Here is a 22,334-nt window from a genome sequence, read left to right as displayed (position 1 = left end):
TATTTTTAGGTTTAAGCTCTTTTTAATGTATCTAAACGCTTTATTTTTTCTCAATAATTTTTTTCCTCGACCCTAATTTCTACATCCATATATTCTAACTCCCCATCCTTTATGTAAAGAATATGAGGACGATAATTTTTTCCATCAACTTCACAAATCGCGTCCTTTTCGTAAACGAAATATCCCTGTTGCCTTAATTCTTGTCTTTTTTCCTCGATCAAATTTTCGTAAGAATGTCTTCTTCTATTGCACAAATTGGGATCTGTAGCTCTAAAATATTCATAGCTCTCCACCTCCATGGAAAAATTCTTTGCCGCCTGTTGAAGCAAATCATAACTGGGTTGCTTTGTTTTTTCTACCGCTTGTGCGATTATCATCGCGCGTTCCAGATGCTCCTCTTCGATACTTGTCTCAAAGCCCAGCCTCGTCCCTTCCATAAAGCTTGTGTGATAAGCGTGTAAGGTTTCAACATCACCCAACAATGCCAGAGCTGCAAGATAGCGCAGCGAATAAGAAGTCAACTGAGGGACCACAACTTTGTTTTCCCAAGGCAGGATTCTATATTGAGAGCGAAGCATATTGCCAAGATCAACCTCTGTCATTGCCTTTTCTAAAGCTTTCTCGAGTGCACGGCGTAAACGGCGGGCACTTACCTTTTCTTCAAAAATTTCCAACCCCTTCACATTAAAACTCAATTCGAGAGCAATCAAGCCTCCAGAATTATAAGGGTCTATCGTTTGGCAAGCCGCCGCATGGATACCAGAGCCCACCACAATTGCACAATCAAATTGCGGATACCCCTTCTCAGCATTATAAAGAAACTGCACTTCGCGATCTGGTAAATAATAGGTGGCCAAATGATCCCCTTTTCCTTCAATTTCCACCTTCCACCCCAAACTTTTTAACAGCACCGTTGCACTTTCCATCGTTAAGATTTCCTCATCAGAAAGAGAAAAAGCTTTTTCATCAGATAACGGCTTAATCATCGGCATTTCCCCAAGCTGCTCAAAATAAACAGATTGTTCAAGCACGCGGCTTAATTCTTTTGTCACTTGGCAATACAGTCTCACCCGCTTAAAAGTAGAGTAATACAATGCCCAAATAAACATCGTGACCACAGCAGAAAGCAGTGTGAAAAGCGTCAAGCCCGCACCCCACGAGAATATAACAATAATATCTATCATTTTAATATCTATCATTTTCCCCACCCCTTCACGCGCTGTTTTGTTGAGAAGCGGTTTTGCTCCGCTTCCAGATTTCTTGCTCCAACTTATCGATCTTTTTTTTCAACAAACGCGTAAAAATGATACGGACCACAAAGGCAACAGGAATAAACACAAAAAGAAGCACTGATATAAAAACCAATATTAATGTTAAAATGAACAAGATATAATTCCACCACTCTGTCAAATCCCACTTAAAAAACATAAAAAATGCCACTTTAAAAGCTGCCACAATGAAAGCAATGCAAAAGATGACTTTATAATTTTTGCTTGTCAGAAACGCTTCTTCAAGCGAAAACGACCGTGGTTCTTCGTCCAATGGTGCATTTTTTCCATTGCCCCTCATTTTTTATCCCTCATTTGTTTCAATTTTTAAGCCATTTTCATGAACTGAAGCTTTCGTCCTCACAATGAATGAGGGTTCATCAATATTAAGCGCTTGTATCCCTCATCTTTTATTAAGACAATATCAAGGCTACATTTTTTTCCATTACCTTCAAACATCATGTTTTCATCACGCACAGTGTATCCTCTGCTGTCTTAAGGCTTCTCTTTTCTCGTCGATTAAACTTTCATAAGAATATCTTCTTCTATTGCACAAATTTGGGGCTCTGGCTTTAAAATTCTAAGTGCTTTTTTATTTCCAAGAGATAAGCTTCTTTCCAAAGAAGAAGCCAACTGGTGCTAGAAAATCGTAACGAAGTTGCTTTTTCGCTACCACCACTTGAACCATCTAGCAAAGCCGGCCCCAATAGATTTTTTTGATATTTTTTTCAAAGCCCAGCCTCTTCCCTTCCATAAAGCTTTTGTGAGAAAGCTATCAAGTGTTAACATCAGCTCTCAATACACAAGCCCCAAGGGTGCGCAGCAAAGAAGAAATCAACTGAAGGGGGCTACAATTTCCTTTTTCCAAGGGAGTGCCCCATATTGAAAGGCCCAAGCACGCTGCCAAGATCAACCGCATTCCCAGATCAACCACGTTCATTACCCTTATCTAAAGCGTCCTCAAGTACATGGCATAAACGCTGAGCGCTTACCTTTCCCTCAAAAAGTTTCACCCCCTTTGCCTGAAAATGCACCCCTTTGCTTCAAAACCCCGTTGACAATCTGGCAAAATCCCAAAATGATAAGGATTAATATTTGGCAAGCCGCAGCATGTATACCAGCGCCTCCCACAATGCCAGAATCATATTGCACAAAACCTTTTTATCCAGAGATCTAAGAAACTGCCCTTCCTCACTCTTCCCCCGCACCCGCTCAAGCAAAAATCCCATTCAAGCAAGAGCCCTACTCAAACAAGAACCTCAATGCTTTTCAAAAACACAGCACAAATATAAAGAAGCATAAAACGTGAAATGCACCCCGCGCTCCTTAATGAACATGTCAAAGGCAAGGCTCATAGCAATAAAAGCCTCTCTTCACTTTTTTCCCTCGCTCACTTTTCCCTCATTCACATCATATAATATGACTGGAGCTTTTTTCTGCTCAACCTCTTCTTCCAATTGCCCTATCATTTTCTTCAACTGACGAGTCACGATAAAACGCATAATAAAAACTATTGGTAAGAATAAAAAAGCACAGGCAAGCATCCATGTCAGTGGCTCGAATACGATAAAAGAAACAAAGTCCCTTCCTCTCCATATCTGAACGACAACCGTTATAACTATTGGAGCCGTCACTATAACCGTAGAAATATAGAATATTTTCTTATAGTCTTGCCAAACAAGAGAAAGCTGTTTTGTATCAAACATTCTGCTGCTTTTTATTTTTGAGAAATCTGTTTTAAGGCAATATCGCGTTCATTCAACACGCATTTTAGTTCTTTTTTCACGCGACAATAAAGCCGTGCACGCTTGATAAACAGATAATAAATGACAACGATTGGCACCCATATTAAAATATTTAAAAGCGTAAAAAACAGGAAATAATAGGCTATTAATGTTATAATGCTACTCGTCATTTTGTCCCCCTTCCACATTCTGCATACGCATTGCCTGATCGCGTTGTTGTATCGCTTCTTCCAATTGTTGAAGTGTTTTGTTCAATTTTCTCGTTAATTTTATGCACATCATCCCAATGATCGGAGAAAAGAGAAGAAATCCAAAACATAAAAGACCATAAATAATGCGACCTATTGAAAACCGCGGTATCATAAAGCTGGCCATATCACTCTTCCACCATACCAAATGTACGATAAAGAAAGCAAATTGCAAAATGGTAAAGAGGATAAAAATAAAAAGAATTATTTTACATTCTTTTGAATAAAGAGGCAGAGATTCTTTAAAGTTAAGAAAGCGTATTTTCGCATCAAGGGTATCACACACAAGATTGCGTCTTTTCATTTCTCCCAGATCATTGCGCAACTGTTGTATGGCTTGCTTTTGTTGCGTCGTACTCTTTTTCACGTCTTGAGCGAGTTTAAAAGACTGCTTCATATGCTTGATCAACAGGTAAGGAATCCTGATCATAACCATAACCATTAAAATGGCAATGATAATGAACCCTAAAAAAGCCCAATATTCTATGATGATGCCCACTTTTTCCCCCTATCGCATTGATGTGAAATTATCATTTTTATTCTCTTCAAACAAATGTTTCTAATCTCTTTGCTGTTTTTTTCACGCCATAACAAAGGAAACTATGGAGAATTAAAATAACAGGCAAAGTGATAGCACTACAGACCAAAATAAACAAAAACGGCAACGCAACAATCAATAACAAAGAAAACAACGGATCATTGTGTGAAACAGTCGCATATCGTATAATAAGAGACGAAAAAAGCGTAGCACATATAAAAAGCGCAACTGCAATGAAGGCTATCCAAGAGATTATTTTATAATCTTTTTTTGAGAGAAGCAAAGATTCTTGAAAAGAAAAAACACTGAACTGTGTTGCAAGAACTGTATTCTGTCCTCTGCCCTCTGCCTGATTATGCCTCAAATTCTGTGCTGCACCCTTTTTTAATTTTCTTCGCATCTTACATAACAATACTGCCCGTTTTATCAAAGAATAATAAATGGCCAAGATGATCTTCACGGTAGAAAAGAGTATCATGCTCCACGCAGAATAAATAACGATAACTACCCCTAAGGAGATCAATAATGTAGTTATTAAAAGAGGCATTATAGAAGTGGTCACTTTTCCCCCCTATCATATTTTATTGAGAGATTGGTTGTCTAGCTGTTGCTGCTCTGGCAATGTTTCCCGCAGCTTCATCATTTCCTTCGCATCCCGTTTAAATATGGCGTTAAAAATAGAAAAGAGCGGAAACAACACGAAAAGAAAACCAAAAATTATTTGCGGTAAGAGACATAAAAAAGCCCAAACACCATTCCACCCGAAGTTACGAAGAAATTCGATCGCAGGAACCTTTATAAAACTCTGACTCATTTCTTGAAAATCTTCTTGTTTCATTTGTCCCAGTGCTTTGAACTGTTCTTTGGACATAATGTGAAAAAAATCCAGAGGATTCATATAGGCAGACGCGACAAAAAGCACCAACAAAAGGATAGCCAAACAACAAATGATGATATAATCGCTTGTTGAAAGCATCATCCATTTTTTGAAAGTTGCCGATCGATCCAACACTGGCTGTGATACAAAAGCCTTATCTCCCTTATAGGCAGATTGCTGTTGTGATTTATCTTCAATCATACGGATACTCCCCCACTTTTAAAATTCCCACTTTTCAATATTTGATAGCAAGCCACCAGCGCGGCAAATTCGCTTAGCACTCTTCTCAGAGTAAAGCAAGCACTATATAATCTCCCTTCTAAATATTTTATTCACTTGGCCCTATGCGCATTTATATGTGAGGCGCTTACAAGCCCAAATACCCCTTTCCCTCTCTTTATCGATCACATCCCCCTAAAAGACACCGTTTTAAAAAAAATGCAACAAATATCTAATCTAAAAAACATCCCATGTGAAAAACTGACATACCCACCATAAACGACAGTGTTTTCACCGCTTAAATGAAGCCGAGTATATATGAAGCAAAGGAGGATGATATTCCTTGCTCATCTCAAAGAATGAAGATTTTAAAACCCACCTCGGTTTGTAAACAATCCCCTTGCTCTTAAGTGCACTCTACCTGCTGAGCACTTTATGGGCTCCACTTGCATAAAGCGCTCTACGGATAACTCCTTCCTTAACAAAAGTCCTTCCTTAACATTGGCACCTAATTTTTAACACTTAATGTGTCAAGCATTGTAATACCTCATAAACCTTCCCATCCCCGCCTCAAATGACAGTATTTTATGGCATAACAAGATAAAAAACATTTTCACAAGCGCTTCATGTCTTGATAATCAACACATCCTAAATGCTGTAAGATTCTCTCATTTCAAATCTACTCCCTGTTGAATCAATCAAATTTATTTACTTGTACGTAAAAAGTGGGGGAGCCATGCGGAGTGAAATTGTACAATGAAAATGCCTCTTATAAACCGTCTCAAATGCCAAGAGCTTGTAATACATATTGGGATTGGCAAAGTATGCGATGATACCAGCTTACGCTTTTATAAAGTCTAAAAATGATGATACTCAATAGACTTATATTATCATGGGATTTTATAGTATCATGAAAGCTTTACCATGATACCCTTCTTGAGCCACCATCGTAAAATGGGCTCAAGTACATGTGAGAGATATCTCTTGAAAACAAGCGCGTGAATATGTAACAATAAGTATATTCCGTTTGGAGTATTGTGTATGACATGAGAGGTGTGCTCCCAGAATGTGATAAATAAAAACGCGATAAACAAAAACGTGAAGCAATAGGCACGCCCCATAGACCAAACCAAACAACCGATTATCTAAAATGCGCCTACAGCAACTTTGAAATTTTTCAATTCTCATTTTAAAATTTCTTGATTAAAAAGTCCCTATTTTAAAATTAAAAAAAGAAATGTCTCACACCTCATAGCCCCCACCTTTATAAAAGCATCTCTTAATAAACGCCTCTTTTATCAAGCTACCTGCCGCTTATAAAGCTTCTTTGAATATTGCAGCCCGTCATTTAACCATTTTAAGTGACCACCTCCCTTTTTTATGATGAAATCCATTAAAACAACAAAAACAAAAAATATCCTCCATAAACGATAACTCTAAATTGCTTGACCCTCCACAGTTTATTTTGTTATTTTGAACTGATGAATCATATTTTACTTGAAAAGATAAGGATCTTATGCTATTATAAATGCATTGAAAAGTTTATTTTTTTAAGCTCTGTGTCGCTCAAAAAAAGATAAAATCCTCTATAAAGGATAAAGCTATGTTTAGCAGTCTGATCTACATCAGACATCTTTGGAGAGTGCCCAATAAGAAAACTCCAATATGCCTCCCAATAACAAAGCCTCACGAATGATAAAAAACCACTAAAAACAATGACTTTTCAAAGGTAAAACTGAAAAGTTTCCGTAAAGTGCTCATGAGAAAAAAGGCAAATAATCCTATTAGAAAAGGCTTCCTATTAGAAAGACGACGACATACCCATAAAACATCATTCTTGTTTTTTTATTCACATGTGACAAAAGTTTCTTTCCAACTGTTCCAGAGAAGTTGAGAAATCTTTAAAAAGCAAATAAGCCGCTATCCATGAAAAAATAAGCATGATAGAGGCGAGAAATAAGACTGATAGGGATAAAATAAAAATGGTCAGAAACACCTTAAAGATGATTTTTTCGCCCCACACCATTGCTGCTCTTTGTGCTTAAAGACGCCTTTAGCATCCGTTTCTCCTTTGATCTGCAACGGCTTATATTCTCTTAGTATTTGCTCCCCCCAGTATTTGCTTAAAGTGCTTTTTACATCACTGTCCCCCATCAACAGACAGTTTATTTTTCATTTAAATGGTTAAGTTCATGAAAATACGTAAAAAACGCGATAGACTGAGAAAAAAAGGCAAACTCAGAAAGCCCAATGGCCGTATTTCACGCGCCCAAAGCCCCAGTGAATCTGCGCTTCAATCTGCGATTGAAATGCGTGCAAAACACTTTGGTTTAAGCCTCGAAGAAGCGAAAAATCCGCTTGTCGGAACCTATATTGGGCGTCTTTGTTTGCTTGGCTATAAAGAGGATTCATCAGGCATCAGTAAAGAACAATACGACACAGCACAACGATACTTGCAAATCAGAAACGACTATTTATGTGCAAAAGGCTTACCAAACGGCTATTATGACGGTTTCACGCACAGCACATCAGATGAGAAAGCAAAAAAGCAATGGGTTCAAAGAGCAACGAATTGCTATAAAGATATGCAAGAAGCGATTAAAAAAGCGCAATATTTGCATCGTCAACACAACTTTCATGCGGCATTACAATATCTTGTTATAGAAGATCAACCGCTACCTACTCTTGTTGGTTCGTTGCGTATTATTCTTGATGCCCTTTATAAACATTTTGACTGTTCTAGCAAAAAGAGCATTGGCTAAAGACACCCATCGTTTCCTTATCCTTCACAGGATAAAGATTCTAAACCCCTCCTTTGTAACATGCCTCTTGGTAACATGCCTCTTTGTAACCAGCTCCTTTGTAAGAGACAATCCTTCTTGGCAAGTGACACTTAAGATCCACTGGACTTTCCCTTTCATAGAATTTCATGGAATTGACAAGCTGCACGCAACAAACAAGCTTTAAAATATCCACCACACCCTAAAAAACACTTCAATCTATCAAAGCAACTTACCTTATACCTACTCATGCCTCAACTATATATCTACCTACGCCTCAAAGGACAATAATTCATGGCATATTTCACAGCATGTGCAAGATAAATATTGCCCCCTCTTCAAATAGCAACATTCTCCCATTACCCTCCTCCCCATTACCCCCCATTGCAACAAACCACCCTCATCATACACTTTTCATACACTTTCCCCCGATATCGCGACATCCTTAGCTCTTCAGACAATTCATTATCGTCATTGTGCGCCTTTTCTTGTACAATCCTATACAGCTCTTCTGATCTTATGACAAACAAACGACATGGCTTTGATTGCAGCATAATCTGAGTTTCTCATTCAAGACAAATAAAGACTAAAATATCATTATAAATCAATATATTATCATTAAATTACCCCGTTTATTTTTTTACAAAATTAAAAGCATCATCCCTTAAACGAAAAAAAGCCCCTACCAACTATCTCCTCCCTCATCAACAACATGGCACCAGTAACAATCCAGCCATCACGCCACCATTAATACGACAGCCAGTACAGCCTCTATTGTCCACACAATCGCCAACACCTAAGCTTTACCCCAGCAGCATCTTCCAACCAACGCTTTCTCAATTCATCAATAAAATACCACGGAGTTCAAAACCACAATTCTCCCCTCTCCCTTCACCTTGCCCCCCCACCTTATTTCCCCCCTTCCTTGTTCAAAGGAGAAAATGTTTTTTTACCGCTTCAAAAAACTTTCCCATTAAAACAACATATTTTGTTGCATAGCTAACGAATGCGCTTTTTTCTGTAGTTCTCCCCCGCAATAAAGGAGGGAAAATAATCGTTTTGCGGTTGACAGAATATGAAAAATCGTATTTAATAACAGATGCGGTAAGGGGTTTTTTGCGCCTATATTTTATCATCAAATGTTTGCATTATTATAGGTTGTTATCAAACAGTGTATTTCGCGACAATTCTTAAAAGTCTTCTGTTTGAAGATATCTTTCGTCTTTTTCTGACTGTTTTCTTTTGCATCATCCAATTTTCATCACCAACAGCCCTATAATTTTGAGATTTTCAAAACAAGCAGTATTCAATAAGGGCTCCCAATAGAACGCTCTAATAAAATATCCCAATAAAAATGCCTAATGTCATACATCACAGAAATGATGAGCAATATACGAAGAGAAAATATGAAAACGATATGTTTTCATCGCCTCATCTTTCAAGATGCAAAGGCTCTTTTTCAAAACATTGTTTAGCCAGAATTGAAGAAAATAATATCGTCCATTGATTATCAATATGGAGGTTCATATTATGAAGCCACAAGATGCTGCCCCCCCTCATTCCTCCCAAACACAAGAAGGAGAAAGTGTACCAGAAGGAGCGCATGCAAATGCATCATTAGACACTCTTGCGACACATTTAGAACGGCTCAACATCGAAAAAATAAAAAACACTCCTTTCAACCGTGCGGAATTAAAAGATATTGTTGCTGGTTTAGAACAGCATAATGCCGATGGAAGTTGGATAAAAAATTATTATGATATTTTAGATCTTTACATGATGCCAGCCTTAGTAGATCAAGCAAATCGTAAATATCCAGAAATGAATCTTAAACTTGCGACGCCCCCTGACGGCTTTGCCCTTGCGCTTAAAGAAACGCTCGAAAACGGCATAAAATCTTCTAGGCTGATTGTTAATGCGCATGATAGGGGCATCCATTTTGCTGTCATTGATCATCAAACTATAGAGGACAAAACGTCTTTGATCTTTTTAGAACCTACTTCGCTGCGTGACACGCTCCCCGCCTTACTTGCATTAAGAACGCGACAATCCATTGAAGAACACCAATTGCCGAATATTCATTTTGCCATGGCAGAAATGGATATTCAACGCAGTTCCTCTGAATGTGGAATGTTCAGCCTAAGCCTTGCCAAAAAGCTTTATTCCGAAGCTGATAAATTAAAAAGACTGCACAAAGATAATATTAAAGGCATGTTATGTGAACCAGATACGCCTTTACCTGCTGAAAAGTTAGATCCATATCTTCCAGCTCGTTTATACAAACACGTGCAAGGAAGAAGACGTCTTAGGGAATATCTAAAAGCCAATCCAGAAGCGGAACATGAAACAGTAAACAAAAAAGGTGAAACTCTGAGAGAGAGATTTGAGAGAAGCTTAAGTGTAACAGAGACAAAAACTGTTTCTGTTTCACAACACAGAAAAAGAGTGACGGAATACAAATCTCTGATGATGTAATGGAGACTTTTTTCATATCCATAAAGAACGAAGTTATGCGGCTTGACAGTAAGGTATAAATTGCTGTTAGCCAATCTTCTTTTCCCTTTGAAAGAGGTAACGATGCAAAAAGTGAGCAATGCATCTCTTAAAGACAAAAGATACCTTGCTTTTGGCTCAGAAGAGAGTTGGATTTTGTCTTTCTTGACAAAAAATTGTTAAAAAAGGTGGTTTCATCTCTTTGTTTTTTTTAGCTAAAAATCTTTCCTACAAACATTGTTTAGCCAAAGTTGAAGAAAATAATGTCGTCCATTGATTATTAATATGGAGGCTAATATCATGAAGCCACAAGATTCTTCATCCCCTCATTTCTCACAAACACTAGGAATAGCAAATGCATCATTAGACAATCTTGCTGCACATTCAGAACAACAAAGCAGCGAAAAAGAAAAAAATATCCCATTCAGTCATGAGGAATTAAAAAATATCATTGCCCGTTTAGAAGAAGACATCTCAACAGGTCGTTGGTTCACAGCTGATTATGCCAGTACAGATCTCAAACTGATGCCAGCCTTGGTAGAACAAGCAAACCGTAAATATCCAGAAATGCGTCTTCAATTGGTAGCGTCATCTCACGACTTTGCCCTTGCACTAAAAGAAGCCATCGAAAACGGCGTTCAATCTTCTAGATTTATCATTCATACAAAGGATAGAGGAATTCATTTTTCAGTGATTGACCATCAAACCATCGATGACAAAACGTCCGTGATATTTTTTGAACCTACAACACTTAACAATATGAGATCAGCGGTGCTAGCATTAAGGACACAACTGGCCATTAAAGCGCATGAATTGTCTAACTGTTCTTTTGCCATGACAGAAATGGATATTCAGCGAAGCTCTTCTGAATGTGGAATGTTCAGCCTAAGCCTTGCCAAAAAGCTTTATTCCGAAGCTGATAAATTAAAAAGACTGCACAAGGATAATATTAAGGGTGTGTTATGTGAACCAGATACGCCTCTATCTGCTGAAAAGTTAGATACATATCTTCCAACCACTTTTTATAAACACACACAAGGGAGAAGACGTCTTGGGGAATATCTAAAAGCCAATCCGGATGCTGAACATGAAACAGTAAACAAAAAAGGTGAAACTCTGAGAGAGAGATTTGAAAGAAGCTTAAATTCAGCAGAAGGAAAAACTGTGTCTGTTTCACAACATAGAAAAAGAGCGACGGAATACAAATCTCTGATGATGTAATGGAGACTTTTTTCATATCCATAAAGAACGAAGCTCTGCGGCTTGACAGTAAGGTATAAATTGCTGTTAGCCAATCTTCTTTTCCCTTTGAAAGAGGTAACGATGCAAAAAGTGAGCAATTACCTCTTCAAACAAAAGGAAAACAATAGTATTCTATTAAAAGTAGCCCATTTTAAAGCCCGTATTTTAAGACTTTGAAAAAACATAAAACACGCAAGTTTTGAAAAGACCTGCCCACACTTTCTTATAAAGCAGCAGAAAAATGATTTTTTCCTTAATCTTCAAGAGATAAAGGTTCTTTTTCAAAACATTATTTGGTCAAAATATAAGAAAATAATATTGCTTCCCGATTATAACCACGGAGGTTCATATTATGAAGCCACAAGATTCAAAAGATACTGCCGCTCATGCCTCACAAATGGCAGAAAGTAACATCGAAAATGAATCCTTAGAAAGCCTTATTGCCCGTTTAGAACAACTCAACACTCCCCAAAAAGAAGAGAGCACCTTGAGTCAGGAAAAGTTAAAAGCTATTATTACAGACTTAGAGGATGATCTCGTCACCGGCCGTTGGATTAACTCTTATTATGAAAACATAGATATTAAATTGATGCCGGCTCTCGTAGAAAAAGCAAACAGCAAATATCCAGGAATGAACCTCAAATTGGCTCTTACAGCAGAAGAATTTTCGCACGCACTAAAAGAAGTCGTTGAGAGCGATGCAAAATCTGCCAGATTTATAGTAAATTCGGGAAGCAAAATCCACTTTGCGGTCCTTGATTATCAAAAAGTTGATGACAAAATCTCTTTAATTATGCTTGAACCTACAACATTTCAGAATATCACTGCTTGCAAACTAGGGATAAAAATAAATCAAACCCTTCAATGTCTTCAACTGCCTCCTTATTCTTTTACCACGGCAGAAATGGATATTCAGCGAAGCTCCTCTGAATGTGGGATGTTCAGCTTAAGCCTCGCCAAAAAGCTTCATCTTGAATCTGATAAATTAGAACGACTGCACAAAGATAATGTTAAGGGTGTATTATGTGAACAAAATTCATCTTTATCTGCTGAAAAGTTAGATTCCTATCTTCCCATCAGTTTATACAAACATGCGCAAGGAAGAAAGCGTCTAGAACAATATTTAAAAGCCAATCCGGATGCTGAACATGAAACAGTAAACAAAAAAGGTGAAACTCTGAGAGAGAGATTTGAGAGAAACTTAAGAACAACAGAGGAAAAAACTGTTTCCGTTTCCTCCCACCAAAAAAGGCTCACTGAATACAAATCTTTAACGATGTAATTGAGGTTTTTTCCATACCCATAAAGAACGAGACTCTGCTGCTTGACGGTGAGGTGCAAATTGCTGTTAGCAAATCTTCTTTTCCCTTTGTAAGCAGGTAAAGATGCAAACAACAAGCAACGTGACCTCTTAAAGACAAAAAGCAAAACAGGGCTGTTCGAACAAAATCAGCTGATTTTAAAATTGTATCAAAATTCCAAAGCTCTTCTTAACAATGATCCATATTGGAATAGATAGAAGGCTGAATACATAAAATATTTTATGGTTTTGGATGTTAAGTAACAGCACACGCCTCTTTCTGTAGATTTTTTCTAAGAGTGTCCGTTTTATCTCCAGCGCCTCCACATCAGAACCACCGCCAAAACAACCGCAACCACCAATACCAATGCCAACACAAATCATTATGCACCCCTCCAACCCCTGCCGCGCCAACAGTGCCTTCTAAGCATTCCATTCACCAACATATATGTCACCCTTCCAACCTCACCTCTCATGCCACCGCTAACACAACCGTAATGCCGCCGTAATACCCCCGTAATGCCATTGCCAACATCACCAGCACAAAGTCTCAAAACCAACAACATCTCTTAACGGAAAACACCACCCCAATCATTGTCCCACTTGGCCAACCATGACCTCATTCCCTAAATGCCACAACTAACCTTTTGATTTCATTAAATTTTCACGTCTCTTCTGTTTTTGCAGAGTGAAAAATTTCATTTTTAATATGTCGACCAGCCTCACGTTAACGTGAGGCTTTATTTTATGGAGAAGCAAATGAGAAAAATATCAGCAGCAGGGCTTGCACTCATTAAACAATGGGAAGGATTGCGTTTACATGCCTATAAAGATGCCATTGGGGTGTGGACAATCGGCTATGGACATACCAGCGCTGCCGGCAAACCGTTCGTTCACAAAGGCATGATCATTACTGAAAAACAAGCAGAAGAAGTTCTTTTTCAAGATTTAAGACAATTTGAAAACACCGTTGAAAAAAATGTGACGGTTTCCTTAACGGATGAACAATTCGCCGCGCTCGTATCGTTTTGCTATAATATAGGAACATCAGCTTTTTGTAATTCGACCCTGCTCAAAAAACTCAATAACGGCGAATATGAAGCCGTCCCTTCTGAATTACAAAAGTGGACCAAAGCAGGAGGAAAGCGTCTTCACGGTTTAGTGCACCGTCGTGCAGCCGAAGCAGGACTATGGGCAAAAGGTGCTTATGTTTCTCCCAACTACCAAACCGTAGAAACGCAAGCACCAATGGGATTTTTCAAAGCAGAAGCGCTAACACCGATTATTGGTTCTTTTTCTGGACTTGGCGGCTTATTGGCAGGCAATGGCCCCATCCAATGGGCATTGGCAACTATTATGGTTTTAGCCGCCTGTGCAGGCATCTTCTTTGTGGCAAAACGGTTTCAAGAGCAGCGCTTATGATGTGGTGGTTGAAAAAAAATCTGATGATAACAGGAGCGGCTCTGACTGCTTTTTTTATTGCTTTAGCAAAAACTTTCACTCTTGGAAAAAAGATTGAACAACAAAAGCAAATAGAAAAAACGCTAAAGTCATCAACAACAAGGCTAGAGGTGGAAAATGAAATTAATCAAAAAAGTGATGCTGATGTACGCGCTGCTCTTACTCACTGGTTGCGCAATCAAAACAATAAATGAGCCTTTTTCTTGCGTTGGTTGGCTGCCCATTTATTTAGACAAAAAAGATCTCAATATCATCAGTTCAAATCTCGCAAGAGATATTTTAAAGCATAACAAACAAGGGGAAGGCTTGTGTGGGTGGAAACATGGTTAGAAAAAAAACAGAAAAACAAACAGAGCTTACAGAAAAGGAAAAAGAAATCCTACAAGAAATCATCGCAACTTATAAAAGTGTAAAAATAATGTCACGCTATACGAAGTGGATTATATTCATCATTTTCTTATTAGCGCTTGATTTTTCACGTATTGTGGATGCGTTAGCAAGTATTTTTACACAAAAATCGAATATTCAGCTCTAAAATAAATAAAAAACATGAGACGTGTTCAATCTTTTTTTAAAATATATAAAAGCCATTCGTTATTTTTTGAAAACACGAAGCTTTTATTGATGATTTTTCACGTCTCATGGGAAATTTTTACACACTCTTCACAAACGCTTTCATGAAATGAATTAAGGGGCATGAAGAGAGATTTCTAACAAACACGTAAATCAACAACTTTGCTAACATAAGAAAATGATTATACCAACGCACTCTTTTTAAATAACCTATTGATACTCAAAAGACTTTATACCCTTCACAAATCCCATTGGAAAGATGCCATCGCGAAAAAATTGAAAATATTTAAAGATATTTTTTTAATAAGCGCATAAGTAAATAACGTAAAGAGTATTAACTTGCCTAAAGCCCCCTTTCTTTACGCTAAAAAAAGAGCAATCGGACACCACCCTACACATAAATCCCCAATATTTATACCCGCCTCTATTTATAAAAACTCTGTTTATACCCCCCATGTACAAAAAAACTATTTATAAAAAAACTGACTATTTGAGAATATTCATGAGAGGCATTTTTATTTTCTTTAAGTATGTTACCCTAGCTCCCTCCACTTGTGGGATATAAGAAAATAATTGAGATTGTTTCACCATAAGAGAGAATTTAAATGAAAAAATCCCCCGCAATAAAAATCTCTTATTCAACATACAAAACAATGAATGATTATTATAAATAAAAGCGTTACGCCGTTAAAAGTTTCGCCATTAAAACCCATTAAAAAATATGAAACAACACGACGATTGTCATTATTTGTAAGATTTGTAAGAATGTAATGCTCTTGAAAACCGTAAAACCACATCTCATTGATTTATAACTATCATTAAGCACTCTTCAACTTGAATTAAAACTCTGCATATCGTAGGATTTTCTCATTTCCCAACCTATTTCCTTTTGAAATAATCCAAACCATATCGCTTGTACATTACAGTGTAGTGGTCAAAACTCTATAAGCAAGGCATGCCTTACCGTCTCACGGACCAACAGCTTGTCATAACATTGAGAGCTGGAAAAATGTATGATAACGTTAGTGTATTCTTTTATTAAGCGTAAAGGTGATCGTGCCCTATGGTTATGCACTTCATGGGAACTTTACCCTTATACCATTCATGAATCCATTACGAAATCGTCCATTGTAAAATCGGTGTGACAAGCAAGATACCTCTTAAAAAACACGTCAATAGGCAAAAATGTATATTTGGAGACAAATATATTTGTATATTTGCGGCTTTTCTATTTTACGTGAGAGATTTCACAAAAAAAGATACGCAAGCAACAAAAGAAAGCATCATCTTCATTATTTAATAAAATATTACTATAAATACCTTTAAAAGTCATAAAGCAAAAAGATGTTGGCAAGACGAGTAATTATATGCCTTTACGTTCTTCCTCAGTAAAGCTGTCTCCCCATTTCAAAATTACCCAAACAGAGATATGCTTGTCCCAGTATACAAAAGCCCTTTAAAAAAGCAAACCCTGAATTTTGTTTCATACAAAACACCAGCATCTTATTCATAAAAAACAAACAAGAGCCAACATGCTCTGTTCAACTTTCTCTCTTCAACTTTCAATGAGTACGAACTCTTGCGTTGGTTCATAAAAACCATTCGCCCTTCTAAAGCACAAACACGAAAATACAAACACAGGATTTTTTTAATGGTGCATGCATAAACTTGAAATGAAAGAATAGAACTGTACAAGAAAGAAATGACTATAAATCAAAACGTGGTATTTTTATCAATACAATATTTTCAAAGAAAACCACGATCCCCGCACAATAAAAACATCTCATAAATGCAAGAGAAAAAACCATGAATAAAGAGAGAGAGATCTATTCACAATGGCAATACATCAACCCATGAAAAATGAAAAAATACTATAAGATCACTGTCGTAAAAGGGATAACTGTACGAAACGTGAAAAGCATAAAAAACGGGCACAGAAGGCCCGTTTCTTTATTACCTCTATGGAATAAGAGCTTAGAAATCCATTCCGCCCATTCCACCCATTCCGCCACCTAGCATTGGAGGCATTGGTGTATCTTTCTTTGGAACTTCAGCAACCATTGCTTCTGTGGTAATCAGAAGGCTCGCAATCGAAGCCGCATTCTGGAGAGCAGAACGCAAAAACTTTCACTGGATCAACAATTCTTAAAAGCAATCAAATCACCAAATTCACCCGTGGCGGTATTGTAACCATAAGTGTCAGCATTATTTTCCAGCACAAAGCATGAAAAAAAAACGGGCACAGAAGGCCCGTTTCTTTATTACCTCTATGGAACAAGAGCTTAGAAATCCATTCCGCCCATTCCACCCATTCCGCCACCTGGCATTGGAGGCATTGGTGTATCTTTCTTTGGAACTTCAGCAACCATTGCTTCTGTGGTAATCAGAAGGCTCGCAATCGAAGCCGCATTCTGGAGAGCAGAACGCACAACTTTCACTGGATCAACAATTCCCAAAGCAATCAAATCACCAAATTCACCCGTGGCGGTATTGTAACCATAAGTGTCAGCATTATTTTCCAGCACTCTGCCCACAATAATAGCAGCTTCTTCGCCGGCATTGGTTGCAATTTGACGTGCTGGCGCTTGGAGAGCACGACGAACAATATGAATACCAGCTTCTTGGTCAGGATTGTTTCCTTTAACGGTCAACGCATTTGCTGCACGCAACAATGCGGTACCACCACCAGCAACAATACCTTCTTCAACAGCAGCACGTGTTGCATTCAAAGCATCATCAACACGGTCTTTCTTTTCTTTCACTTCAACTTCTGTAGCACCACCAACACGGATAACAGCAACACCACCAGCGAGTTTAGCTAGTCTTTCTTGCAATTTTTCACGGTCATAGTCAGAAGTTGTTTCTTCGATCTGAGCCTTGATTTGATTGACGCGAGCAGTAATTTCAGACTTTTGTCCAGCACCATCAATAATGGTGGTGTTTTCTTTAGAAATATTCACTTTCTTTGCACGTCCAAGCATATCCAAAGTGACATTTTCAAGTTTAATGCCCACATCTTCAGAAATAACCTGTCCGGATGTCAAGATTGCGATATCCTCTAACATTGCTTTACGGCGATCACCAAATCCAGGTGCTTTTACAGCAGCAATTTTCAAACCACCACGCAACTTGTTGACCACGAGCGTAGCCAAAGCTTCACCTTCCACATCTTCAGCGATAATGAGAAGTGGTTTTCCAGACTGAACAACAGCTTCAAGCACAGGAAGAAGAGATTGCAAATTAGACAATTTCTTTTCATGAATGAGAATGTAAGGATCATCAAGATCAGCGACCATTTTCTCAGCATTTGTGACAAAATAAGGGGAAAGATACCCACGGTCAAATTGCATTCCTTCAACGACTTCTAATTCCGTTTCAGCGGTTTTCGCTTCTTCAACGGTAATGACGCCTTCATTGCCCACTTTTTCCATAGCATCAGCGATCATTTTACCGATTTCAGCAGCGCCATTAGCGGAAATGGTTCCCACCTGTGCAATTTCTGCTGAAGTTTGGATTTTTTTTGCTTTTTTGAAGAGGTTTGCCACCACTTCATCCACAGCAGCATCAATCCCGCGTTTAAGATCCATTGGGTTCATGCCCGCAGCAACAGCTTTAACACCTTCTTGCACAATAGCTTGTCCTAAAACAGTTGCTGTTGTTGTTCCATCACCAGCGATATCATTGGTTTTAGAAGCAACTTCGCGCAACATTTGTGCACCCATGTTTTCGAACTTATCTTCAAGTTCTATTTCCTTTGCAACGGATACACCATCTTTTGTGATGCGAGGTGCACCGAATGATTTATCAATCACCACATTGCGACCTTTAGGGCCGAGTGTCACCTTAACAGCATTAGCAAGGATGTCGACACCGCGCAACAAACGCTCACGCGCTTCACGGCCAAATTTGACTTCTTTAGCAGCCATTTAATTTCTCCTTGGAGTTTTCTCAAAATAGTACACAATGAAAAACTAAGTGCTTCAATTAGCCCATAATTCCCATAATGTCAGATTCTTTCATGATGAGGAGATCTTCCCCATTAATCTTGACTTCAGTCCCAGACCATTTTCCAAAGAGGATACGGTCTCCTGTTTTGACTTCTAAAGGCACACGCCTGCCGTTATCATCGAGAGCGCCATTGCCAACAGCAATTACTTCGCCTTCTTGGGGTTTTTCTTTTGCTGTATCAGGGATGATAATCCCACCAGCCGTTTTATTTTCAGATTCAACCCGACGGACAACGACACGGTCGTGAAGTGGGCGGAATTGTATATTAGCCATGTTTTAAATCCTTAAAACTGAACATAATTGCATTAATCTTTAAAGTTCCTGCTAGCACTCTCAAACTATGAGTGCCAACATGACCTAAATATAAAATCGGCATCTCTCAATGTCAAGAATAGCCATAAAAATAATTTCTCTAAATGAAGCTTCAAAGTCTTGCCTCTTATTGCACTTTCGCGTTATCTATCTTTTTTAAGAACCCGTGAACAAAAAAGGATCTTATCATGGTTGAAACACGTCAGGAAACGGATAGCTTTGGAACGATTTCGGTACGTCAAGATCGTTATTGGGGCGCACAAACTGAACGTTCTCTGCATAATTTTAATATTGGCAGTGAAAAGCAGCCTCTTGCCATCATCTATGCCTTAGTCCTTGTCAAAAAAGCAGCAGCTGTTGTCAATATGGACAAAGGAAAACTACCAGAAAATATTGGAAAAGCAATTATTGCCGCCGCCGATGAAGTGCTTGCCGGCGATTTTGATACGCATTTTCCACTCTCCGTCTGGCAAACAGGTTCTGGCACACAAAGCAATATGAATGTCAATGAAGTCATTGCTAATCGTGCGAGTAAAATTTTGGGAGGAAAACTTGGAAGCAAAAAACCAGTTCATCCCAATGACCATGTCAACATGAGCCAATCATCAAACGATTCCTTTCCCACAGCGCTTCACATTGCCACCACGTTGCAAACACGCCAACACTTACTGCCAATCCTTGAAGCTCTTATTGCTACATTAAAACAAAAAGAGCAAGAATTTGCAGACATCATTAAAATCGGCCGCACCCATACACAAGATGCAACGCCTTTAACCTTAGGGCAAGAATTTTCAGGCTATCGTGCCGCATTAGAAGCTAATCTTCAACGCATTGAAAATGCTCTAACCGATGTTCACATGCTTGCTCAAGGCGGCACGGCTGTTGGCACAGGGCTGAATGCACCCAAAGGTTTTGACGTTGCTTTTGCGCAAACAGTGAGCACTCTCACAGGAATAACGTTCCAAACTGCCAGCAATAAATTTGAAGCACTCGCCCATCATGGCGCCCTTGCGCATTTCCACGGAAGCTTGAATGCTCTTGCTGCTGATCTGTTTAAAATTGCCAACGACATTCGGTTTTTAGGCTCCGGACCACGTTCCGGTTTAGGGGAACTCAGTCTTCCCGAAAATGAACCCGGATCTTCTATTATGCCCGGCAAAGTCAACCCCACGCAATGTGAAGCCTTAACCATGGTCGCATGCCAAGTTTTTGGCAATCACACCAGCATAACCTTTGCCGCAAGCCAAGGACATTTTGAACTTAACGTTTATAAACCTGTTATTGGCTATAACGTTTTACAATCAATTACCCTTCTTGGTGATTGCATGCGTTCCTTTGATATGCATTGCATTCAAGGATTACGAGCTAATCGCGTTCATATTCACTCGCTCATGGAGCGCTCACTTATGTTAGTCACAGCTCTTGCACCGGAAATTGGCTATGAAAAAGCTGCTGAAATTGCCAAAGCAGCACATAAAAATGATACAACTTTGCGCACCGAAGCATTAAAAGCAGGCGTTTTTGTAGAGGATTATGACCGATTAGTTGATCCCAAAAAGATGATTGCTCCCCAATAAAACCAATAAACAATCGAGTAAAAAAGATGCAAATATCTTAAAACCAATCTTTCTGTCAAAAAAACGGGGTGCAAACACCCCGATGATGACCCATTAACAATTACCCACAGCGTTCATTTTAGGCTCTGGTCCGCATTTATGCTATAGATGATTTTGTTGCTTATGATTCACTTAAAAGGCACACCGGTTTTGTAAAGGAATGGGGCTTTGTAAAGAAATGTCCGGTTTTGTAAAGGAATGAATAGTCATGGCTCAACACCCAATGGCTATACTGGCAGAAAGTGATTTAAATAGATATGATCTTAAAGTGTTTTTTCATTCTAGCTTCGCATCTTGATTTTGAAAATCTATTAGCTATTAACCAAACAGAATGAGCTCAAAAAATCGGTATTAATAGGCATAATTTCAATCGAAGTATAAAAGATTAATGAATTCATAGTCGTTACGCTTTACAATGTTATCATTATTGATACATTCGATAGATAACTTTTATCTCAATGAGATGATGTATTGATTGATAATAATCATCTAGCGTTATCCATATTGAATGAGAATTCTGAATACCGTAAAATTTTCTCATTTTAAATCTGTCCCATGCTGAATCAATCAAAATCACTGACTTGCACATTATAAGCGGAATGAATGTGTGGATAGAAATTGTATAAGATAAGGACTAAAAACGCTTCTAATGAATAGCTTCAAGTGCCAAGAACTGTCACAGTACCCACGAGCAAGAAAAAATAATGGTACCGGCTTGCTCCTTTATAAAGCATAAAGATAAGGGTGCTTAATGGATTTATCATGATACCATTCATGCGCCACCATCGTGAAATGGATTTAGGAAACATTGAAAGATGTCTCTTTTATGAAATGTGAAGGTAGGGGTGCTCAATAGAGGAACAGCTGTTGGAACAAAGTTCAATGCGCCGAAAGGTTTTGGTCTTTGCCGAAACAAGCAGCTCTCTGACGGAGTTATCCTTGACAGCTCGCAAGAAATTTGAGGCATTTGTCCATTATGGCACCCTCACACATATGGCGCCCTCACACATTTCCACAAACACCTGAGTGTACGCACTAATCTCTTTAAAATTGCCAACGACATTCATTTTTTAGGCTCTTATCCACGTTCCGGCTTTAAGCGAACGGAAAGGAGAGTTTATCGTTTTACATGGTATATGAGAAAGCCCATGAAACATTAGATTCTCGCATTTTGTTCTTTCTTATTCTTCGTATTTCATTCAATCAATCAAAACTATTCACTTGAATTATCATACGAAAAAGAGGCATATAGATACAAAAGTATATACAAAAGAAATAAAGTCGCTCATCCTCTCAAGTGCTCAAAAGGCTATCGTAATACAAAGCTACGCAATATTGGAAACGAGCAAAGAATACGATAAAGAATATGATGGTGTCAATATGCATTTTTACCACCAATTGAATATTACGTACAACAGTATCCATCGTAACGGATAATATCTTTAATACTAAATAACAAAGAGTGATTTTAATATAAAAAATAATAGTTCTTTAAATAAATCAAAGGCTTATTCACCATACTTTTTTTTCAAAAACCATAGAGAACACACAGGGCACATTGAAAGAGTCTACAAAAAAACCTTAAAAATTAATATCAATGCGGGACAATAACACGAAAACGGGTTAAAAAAATGCTTTTAATATAGGTAATTGT

20 protein-coding genes and 2 pseudogenes are annotated in these 22,334 nt (G+C 38.3%); 10 read left to right on the top strand and 12 right to left on the bottom strand.

Annotated elements, in window-relative coordinates; translation table 11 throughout:
• Positions 1–50: 50 nt before the first annotated feature.
• The 7 genes from PVV60_RS05725 to PVV60_RS05695 all read right to left on the bottom strand — a co-directional run bounded on the left by PVV60_RS05725 (position 51) and on the right by PVV60_RS05695 (position 4,877).
• Complete coding sequence (locus tag PVV60_RS05725; RefSeq protein WP_273723752.1) at positions 51–1,199, bottom strand: DUF6990 domain-containing protein; 1,149 nt, start codon at positions 1,197–1,199, stop codon at positions 51–53.
• A 13-nt stretch (positions 1,200–1,212) separates the two neighbouring features.
• On the bottom strand, positions 1,213–1,569 hold the full coding sequence (locus PVV60_RS05720; RefSeq protein WP_273723751.1) for a hypothetical protein: 357 nt from the start codon (positions 1,567–1,569) through the stop codon (positions 1,213–1,215).
• 1,072 nt (positions 1,570–2,641) lie between these two features.
• The gene (locus PVV60_RS05715) at positions 2,642–2,974 is read right to left on the bottom strand and encodes a hypothetical protein (protein ID WP_273723750.1); all 333 of its coding nucleotides are present in this window, start codon (positions 2,972–2,974) and stop codon (positions 2,642–2,644) included.
• An 11-nt stretch (positions 2,975–2,985) separates the two neighbouring features.
• Positions 2,986–3,183 carry a hypothetical protein gene (locus tag PVV60_RS05710; protein WP_273723749.1) on the bottom strand — a complete coding sequence of 66 codons (198 nt, stop codon included), beginning with the start codon at positions 3,181–3,183 and terminating at the stop codon, positions 2,986–2,988.
• Positions 3,173–3,760 (bottom strand): hypothetical protein, encoded by a 588-nt coding sequence (locus tag PVV60_RS05705; protein WP_273723748.1) that lies wholly within the window; start codon positions 3,758–3,760, stop codon positions 3,173–3,175. Before PVV60_RS05705 ends, PVV60_RS05710 begins: the two co-directional genes overlap by 11 nt.
• A gap of 46 nt (positions 3,761–3,806) precedes the next feature.
• Positions 3,807–4,199 carry a hypothetical protein gene (locus PVV60_RS05700; RefSeq protein WP_273723747.1) on the bottom strand — a complete coding sequence of 131 codons (393 nt, stop codon included), beginning with the start codon at positions 4,197–4,199 and terminating at the stop codon, positions 3,807–3,809.
• A gap of 174 nt (positions 4,200–4,373) precedes the next feature.
• Positions 4,374–4,877, bottom strand: a complete 504-nt coding sequence (locus tag PVV60_RS05695) for a hypothetical protein (protein ID WP_273723746.1) — start codon at positions 4,875–4,877, stop codon at positions 4,374–4,376.
• Between the two features lie 2,210 nt (positions 4,878–7,087).
• On the opposite strand from PVV60_RS05695, the gene PVV60_RS05690 reads away from it, so the two are divergent.
• From PVV60_RS05690 to PVV60_RS05675, 4 genes are all read left to right on the top strand, one after another.
• A complete protein-coding gene (locus PVV60_RS05690; protein WP_273723745.1) occupies positions 7,088–7,657 on the top strand; it encodes a hypothetical protein in 570 nt (189 codons plus the stop codon).
• Between the two features lie 1,548 nt (positions 7,658–9,205).
• Positions 9,206–10,150 carry a YopJ/AvrA family T3SS effector serine/threonine acetyltransferase gene (locus tag PVV60_RS05685; RefSeq protein WP_273723744.1) on the top strand — a complete coding sequence of 315 codons (945 nt, stop codon included), beginning with the start codon at positions 9,206–9,208 and terminating at the stop codon, positions 10,148–10,150.
• A 318-nt stretch (positions 10,151–10,468) separates the two neighbouring features.
• Positions 10,469–11,389 carry a YopJ/AvrA family T3SS effector serine/threonine acetyltransferase gene (locus PVV60_RS05680; RefSeq protein ID WP_273723743.1) on the top strand — a complete coding sequence of 307 codons (921 nt, stop codon included), beginning with the start codon at positions 10,469–10,471 and terminating at the stop codon, positions 11,387–11,389.
• A 373-nt stretch (positions 11,390–11,762) separates the two neighbouring features.
• Positions 11,763–12,692 (top strand): YopJ/AvrA family T3SS effector serine/threonine acetyltransferase, encoded by a 930-nt coding sequence (locus tag PVV60_RS05675; protein WP_273723742.1) that lies wholly within the window; start codon positions 11,763–11,765, stop codon positions 12,690–12,692.
• Positions 12,693–12,869: 177 nt separating this feature from the next.
• Here the strand turns inward: PVV60_RS05675 and PVV60_RS05670 are convergent, their stop codons facing one another.
• Positions 12,870–13,094 (bottom strand): hypothetical protein, encoded by a 225-nt coding sequence (locus PVV60_RS05670; protein ID WP_273723741.1) that lies wholly within the window; start codon positions 13,092–13,094, stop codon positions 12,870–12,872.
• Complete coding sequence (locus PVV60_RS05665; protein ID WP_273723740.1) at positions 13,094–13,276, bottom strand: hypothetical protein; 183 nt, start codon at positions 13,274–13,276, stop codon at positions 13,094–13,096. The genes PVV60_RS05670 and PVV60_RS05665 overlap by 1 nt, the downstream gene beginning before the upstream one ends.
• 193 nt (positions 13,277–13,469) lie before the next feature.
• Between PVV60_RS05665 and PVV60_RS05660 the strand changes: the two genes are divergently transcribed.
• From PVV60_RS05660 to PVV60_RS05645, 4 genes are read left to right on the top strand one after another with little or no spacing between them, the layout of a single operon-like run.
• Entirely contained in the window at positions 13,470–14,132 is a 663-nt protein-coding gene (locus PVV60_RS05660; protein WP_273723739.1) for a lysozyme, read from the top strand.
• The gene (locus PVV60_RS05655) at positions 14,129–14,365 is read left to right on the top strand and encodes a hypothetical protein (RefSeq protein WP_273723738.1); all 237 of its coding nucleotides are present in this window, start codon (positions 14,129–14,131) and stop codon (positions 14,363–14,365) included. The genes PVV60_RS05660 and PVV60_RS05655 overlap by 4 nt, the downstream gene beginning before the upstream one ends.
• The gene (locus tag PVV60_RS05650) at positions 14,289–14,501 is read left to right on the top strand and encodes a hypothetical protein (protein ID WP_273723737.1); all 213 of its coding nucleotides are present in this window, start codon (positions 14,289–14,291) and stop codon (positions 14,499–14,501) included. The genes PVV60_RS05655 and PVV60_RS05650 overlap by 77 nt, the downstream gene beginning before the upstream one ends.
• Entirely contained in the window at positions 14,494–14,706 is a 213-nt protein-coding gene (locus tag PVV60_RS05645) for a hypothetical protein (RefSeq protein WP_273723736.1), read from the top strand. The genes PVV60_RS05650 and PVV60_RS05645 overlap by 8 nt, the downstream gene beginning before the upstream one ends.
• Positions 14,707–16,718: 2,012 nt before the next feature.
• Here PVV60_RS05645 and PVV60_RS05640 read toward each other — a convergent pair.
• The 3 genes and pseudogenes from PVV60_RS05640 to groES form a co-directional block, all read right to left on the bottom strand.
• Positions 16,719–16,963 (bottom strand): annotated as a pseudogene (locus tag PVV60_RS05640) (TCP-1/cpn60 chaperonin family protein); the annotation flags it as partial.
• Positions 16,964–17,026: 63 nt separating this feature from the next.
• The gene (groL, locus tag PVV60_RS05635) at positions 17,027–18,670 is read right to left on the bottom strand and encodes a chaperonin GroEL (RefSeq protein WP_273723735.1); all 1,644 of its coding nucleotides are present in this window, start codon (positions 18,668–18,670) and stop codon (positions 17,027–17,029) included.
• 58 nt (positions 18,671–18,728) lie between these two features.
• Entirely contained in the window at positions 18,729–19,025 is a 297-nt protein-coding gene (gene groES, locus PVV60_RS05630) for a co-chaperone GroES (protein WP_273723734.1), read from the bottom strand.
• Positions 19,026–19,252: 227 nt separating this feature from the next.
• Here groES and fumC (PVV60_RS05625) point away from each other — a divergent pair, with 227 nt between their 5' ends.
• Both fumC (PVV60_RS05625) and fumC (PVV60_RS10760) read left to right on the top strand, forming a co-directional pair.
• The gene (fumC, locus tag PVV60_RS05625) at positions 19,253–20,641 is read left to right on the top strand and encodes a class II fumarate hydratase (protein ID WP_273723733.1); all 1,389 of its coding nucleotides are present in this window, start codon (positions 19,253–19,255) and stop codon (positions 20,639–20,641) included.
• An 896-nt stretch (positions 20,642–21,537) separates the two neighbouring features.
• Positions 21,538–21,774: pseudogene (gene fumC / locus PVV60_RS10760) on the top strand (class II fumarate hydratase); the annotation flags it as partial.
• Between the last annotated feature and the right edge of the window lie 560 nt (positions 21,775–22,334).

The organism is Bartonella sp. AU18XJBT (assembly GCF_028618595.1).
Classification (GTDB): Bacteria; Pseudomonadota; Alphaproteobacteria; order Rhizobiales; family Rhizobiaceae; genus Bartonella.
The sequence above is the reverse complement of the archived record's forward strand: the minus strand, read 5'-3'. Positions and strand labels throughout refer to the sequence as shown.